The sequence below is a fragment of the Syntrophorhabdaceae bacterium genome, from assembly GCA_028713955.1.
Taxonomy (GTDB): domain Bacteria; phylum Desulfobacterota; class Syntrophorhabdia; order Syntrophorhabdales; family Syntrophorhabdaceae; genus UBA5609.
Genome location: JAQTNJ010000270.1, coordinates 1 through 3,961, shown reverse-complemented (window position 1 = coordinate 3,961; position 3,961 = coordinate 1). Strand labels below are relative to the sequence as shown.

Annotated in this window: 5 protein-coding genes; 3 read left to right on the top strand and 2 right to left on the bottom strand. The window is 47.3% G+C overall.

Features of this window, described 5'->3' with window-relative positions; translation table 11 throughout:
- The coding region (locus PHU49_15460) for a hypothetical protein (protein MDD5245405.1) at positions 1-539 on the top strand (539 nt) is incomplete at its 5' end.
- A gap of 374 nt (positions 540-913) precedes the next feature.
- Here the strand turns inward: PHU49_15460 and PHU49_15455 are convergent.
- Positions 914-2,311 (bottom strand): AAA family ATPase, encoded by a 1,398-nt coding sequence (locus PHU49_15455; GenBank protein ID MDD5245404.1) that lies wholly within the window; start codon positions 2,309-2,311, stop codon positions 914-916.
- 263 nt (positions 2,312-2,574) lie between these two features.
- Between PHU49_15455 and PHU49_15450 the strand changes: the two genes are divergently transcribed.
- Both PHU49_15450 and PHU49_15445 read left to right on the top strand, forming a co-directional pair.
- Entirely contained in the window at positions 2,575-3,267 is a 693-nt protein-coding gene (locus PHU49_15450; GenBank protein ID MDD5245403.1) for a glycosyltransferase family 2 protein, read from the top strand.
- Between the two features lie 126 nt (positions 3,268-3,393).
- Positions 3,394-3,612 (top strand): ParD-like family protein, encoded by a 219-nt coding sequence (locus tag PHU49_15445; protein ID MDD5245402.1) that lies wholly within the window; start codon positions 3,394-3,396, stop codon positions 3,610-3,612.
- Between the two features lie 41 nt (positions 3,613-3,653).
- Here PHU49_15445 and PHU49_15440 read toward each other — a convergent pair.
- A partial coding sequence (locus PHU49_15440) for a hypothetical protein (protein ID MDD5245401.1) occupies positions 3,654-3,961 on the bottom strand: 308 nt, incomplete at its 5' end.

The following is a 3,961-nucleotide window of genomic DNA, read 5'->3' as shown; positions in this document are numbered from 1 at the left end:
TCAGCATCCCCATTATCCTTGCAGATCGCGAGGCAAGGCCAACGAAGGAACCGATGAATTTCATCAAACCGGTCATTGATGGAAGGGTAACGGATTACTTTGAATGGATGGGGTCCGGGTTTTTTGCAGGAAAAGGCCACGGGGTGGCTATGCACGATGCCGTTACCCTGATCAAGGGATGTTATTACGGATTCAATGAGACCTCACTTTTCCTGAGGGTTGATGTCGATCATACGTTTATCGCTGATGTTGCCGACGTTTCATTTGAGATTAACCTGATGGCAAAAGAAAATTTTAAGGTTGTCTATTGCATCAAAGATAAGAAGCTCGACACCACGCTGCCTGTTTCCGCGATGTTCGCCGATATCCTTGAAGTCGAGATCCCCTTCAGTGCCCTTGGTGTCGAAAAAAACGACACAATCGATGTCTGGTTTTCCCTTAAAATGAATGACATGTTCGTGGACAGGATACCGAAGAGGGGGTATATCTCGATCAAGGTCCCGTCAGAAACATTTGAGATGGAGATGTGGTACGTGTAAAGGCAGCTCATAGTTAATAGCTCATGGCTCATAGCAAAGCGAAATCCGAAATTCCAATATCGAAGCACTAAACAAATTCAAATGTTCCAATGTTCATAATTTAAAACGGTTGAACAAAACGACCGTGTCATTGCGAGCGAAGCGCGGCGTTTTGTCATTGCGAGCCCGCAGGGCGCGGCAATCTCATTAATAGATTATACCCTTGGATCGCCACGTCGCTTAGGCTCCTCGCGATGACAATAAAGGATGTGACTCCTCGCGATGACAGCACCTTTTAAAGATTAGTGGTTTGAATTTTGAAATTGTTTAGAAATTAGTGCTTCGAAATTAGTATTTGTCTACTATCGGCTATGAGCTATGAGCTGCCTTTGTGGCTATTTTACTGATACTACACTTTCCGATATCCAGCCTTCCCTGTCTTCGTAGAGTATGACCTTATACCATTTGGTTTTATGCTTATCGGATTGTTCCCCCACCACCTTCAGGGTTGCTCCCCTGAAGATCATGCCGATCCGGAGGGCCTCCAGGCCGGGGGCTGTCCTTACATTCACAGCGTCTTTTATAACCACTACCTTCCTGAATGGCGGTTCGGTCTTTTGTGCCACGCTATCCGCTTTAGGTTTTTCCGGTGGTTTTTTTGGTTCAGCCGTTTTTGCGGGCAGCACTGGTGCAGCCTCTTTCTTCGCAGGTGCTTCTGTCTTGACGGGTACCTCGGCTTTTACCGATACTTCGGCCTTGACCGGTGCTTCGGCCTTCACCGGCAGCCCGGTTTGCGCAGCGGCTATGTCCTTCTGAACCAACAGAGGTTTTTTTACGAAAAAGCGATCAAAGGCCCCGGTGGCGGCAAAATAGTATCCGATCGCGCCCAGGATCACGATGAGGAGGATAACGATGGCAGGAACGATGTAAGGGGACCTCAGCCCTTGTATGTCCTGCTGTTTTTTGACAGACCCGAGGGAGATACTCTCTTCGAGGAGTACCTTTGACACGATATGGCCGTCCACTGTGTGCGTTGACTGGGCGTAGAGAACGAGGAGACATCTGTCGCAGATGTAATTAATAAGCCGGGGGAACCCTTTCGACGCGATATGTATCAGCCTGACCGCCCTGTCCTGGAACTCCAGCGGCCCTTTCGAGCCTGCCTTGTAGAGACGGTAGTTGATGTATGATTTCACCTCATTCAAAGTGAGCGGTTCTATGCCATAGGTGACGGTGATCCTCTGCGCGAGATGCCTCATGTCCTGTCCCTTGAGTTTTTCAAGGAATTCGGGCTGGGCAAAGAAGATAGTATGGAGGATCTTCTGCTTATCTGTCTCGATATTGGACAGGAGCCGTATAAACTCAAGAAGCTCATAGGAAAGCAGTTGCGCCTCGTCGATAACAAGCACATTCTCCTTCCCGTTCCTGAATTCTTCAAGGAGGAAGAGTCGTAACGTATCGTAAAGCTCTTTATTTGTGTCGGGTATGTCCTGCACATAGAATTCCCTGAGGAGTTCTTTCATGAATTCAGTATCATCGGTAACAGGATTGAGGATCAGGGCCGTGTTGTAAGATTCGTGGGAGAGGGAATTGATGAAGATACGCGAGACCGTTGTTTTGCCTGAACCCACGTCGCCGTATATCAATGCAAACCCCTCTTTCTGCGAGAGGAAAAAGGTCAGGTAGTCGACGGCCTTTTTGTGTTCTGTCGATTCGTAATAGAAGGCAGGGTCAGGAGACATCCCGAACGGTTTTTCGGAGAAACCAAAATATTCGAGATAAGGTATTTCCATATATACCACTATGACACACTTACCCGTGTCTTTTCAAATAATTTTATGAATAAATGCCGGGGTCAGCTATCAGCGATCAAAGACCTTGTCTAGTCTGTTTAGTTTTAACGTTGAACGTTGAACATAGAACAAATTTCTCTTTATCCTTTACGACTCACGACTTACGGGTGTATCGCTGTGAGCTATGAGCTATCAGCTGTGAGCTGTCTTTATTACAATTTCCTTGCATTGAGGGCACAGGTGAGTATAATTGAAAAACGAGCATGGAACGCAAACTCCTCTTATCCATAATCATACCTGCTTATAACGAGGTCGACTTCATTGGGGACGTGATCAGAAGGGTGCAGGAGACCCCATATGAGAAGGAGATCATCATTGTCGATGACGGGTCTGTTGACGGCACCAGGGATATCCTCAAAAATTTGAAAGAACCCAACATCACGGTTGTCCTGCAGGAGGTGAACCAGGGCAAGGGCGCCGCCCTGCGGGCCGGTTTCGCGCGTGCGAAGGGCGATATTGTCATCATACAGGACGCGGACCTCGAGTACGACCCCCGTGACTACCCGAAACTGCTTGAGCCCATCCTTGAAGGAAAGGCCGATGTCGTCTACGGGTCGAGATTTCTCGGTGGGCCTCACAGGGTGCTCTATTTCTGGCACTATATAGGGAACATGGCAGTGACGCTGCTGTCCAATATGTTTACCAATCTGAACCTTACCGATATGGAGACCGGGTACAAGGTCTTTAAAAGAGAGGTCCTGAAGGACATTACGATAGAGTCGAACAGGTTCGGGTTTGAGCCGGAGATCACCGCGAAGATAGCGAAAGGACGTTTCAAGGTCTACGAGATCCCCATCTCCTATTACGGCAGGAGCTATGAAGAAGGGAAAAAGATCACCTGGCGCGACGGGATCAAGGCATTTTTCACGATACTGAAGTATAACATGTTTAGATAATGCAGCTCGTAGCTCTTGGCTGATGGCTCATGGCAAAATATGGGAAACAGCAGACCGAAACCGACAAGAACGAAGCAGAGTTGTCCTTTTTATTACGATATGCTACAATTGTAGCAGGAGGTGTTTATGGGTATTGCCATACGTATCGATGATGATTTATATGAACAAGCCAAACATAGCGCAAAGGCGGAATGTAGAACCGCCCCATTGCAGGTTGCTTACTGGGCAAAGATCGGGAAAGCCGCCCTCGACAACCCGGATTTGCCCATCGAGTTTATACGGGACGTATTAGTCGCCAAACAACGGGGAGAGTTTGAACCCTTCGAGTTCAGCAAGAAAAAATGAATATTGTACAGTCCCCAAATTTTCGTCGGAGCTATAAAAAATTACACGCTAATCAGTTGACAGTTGTTAACAAGGCAATAAAGCGGGTAACATCTGAGCCGTCTTGTGGAGAAGAAAAAAAAGGCGACCTTGCAGGCGTCCGTGTTTACAAGTTTCGTGTTCAGGATCAACTTTATTTGCTGGCTTATGAGCATGGTGACAATACCCTGTATTTGCTTGCTCTGGGTATTCACGAAAATTTTTACAGGGATTTGAAGAAGGGAGGACGATGAATCGTTTTTCAATCGATCAGCCGTCAGTTTCGAATATCGATGATCGATCATCGAATATCGAGGCGTGGAGATAGTGA

Coding starts and splice junctions, on each gene's coding strand:
- PHU49_15455 (MDD5245404.1), bottom strand. CDS start 2,311: ATGGAAATACCTTATCTCGAATATTTTGGTTTCTCCGAAAAACCGTTC.
- PHU49_15450 (MDD5245403.1), top strand. CDS start 2,575: ATGGAACGCAAACTCCTCTTATCCATAATCATACCTGCTTATAACGAG.
- PHU49_15445 (MDD5245402.1), top strand. CDS start 3,394: ATGGGTATTGCCATACGTATCGATGATGATTTATATGAACAAGCCAAA.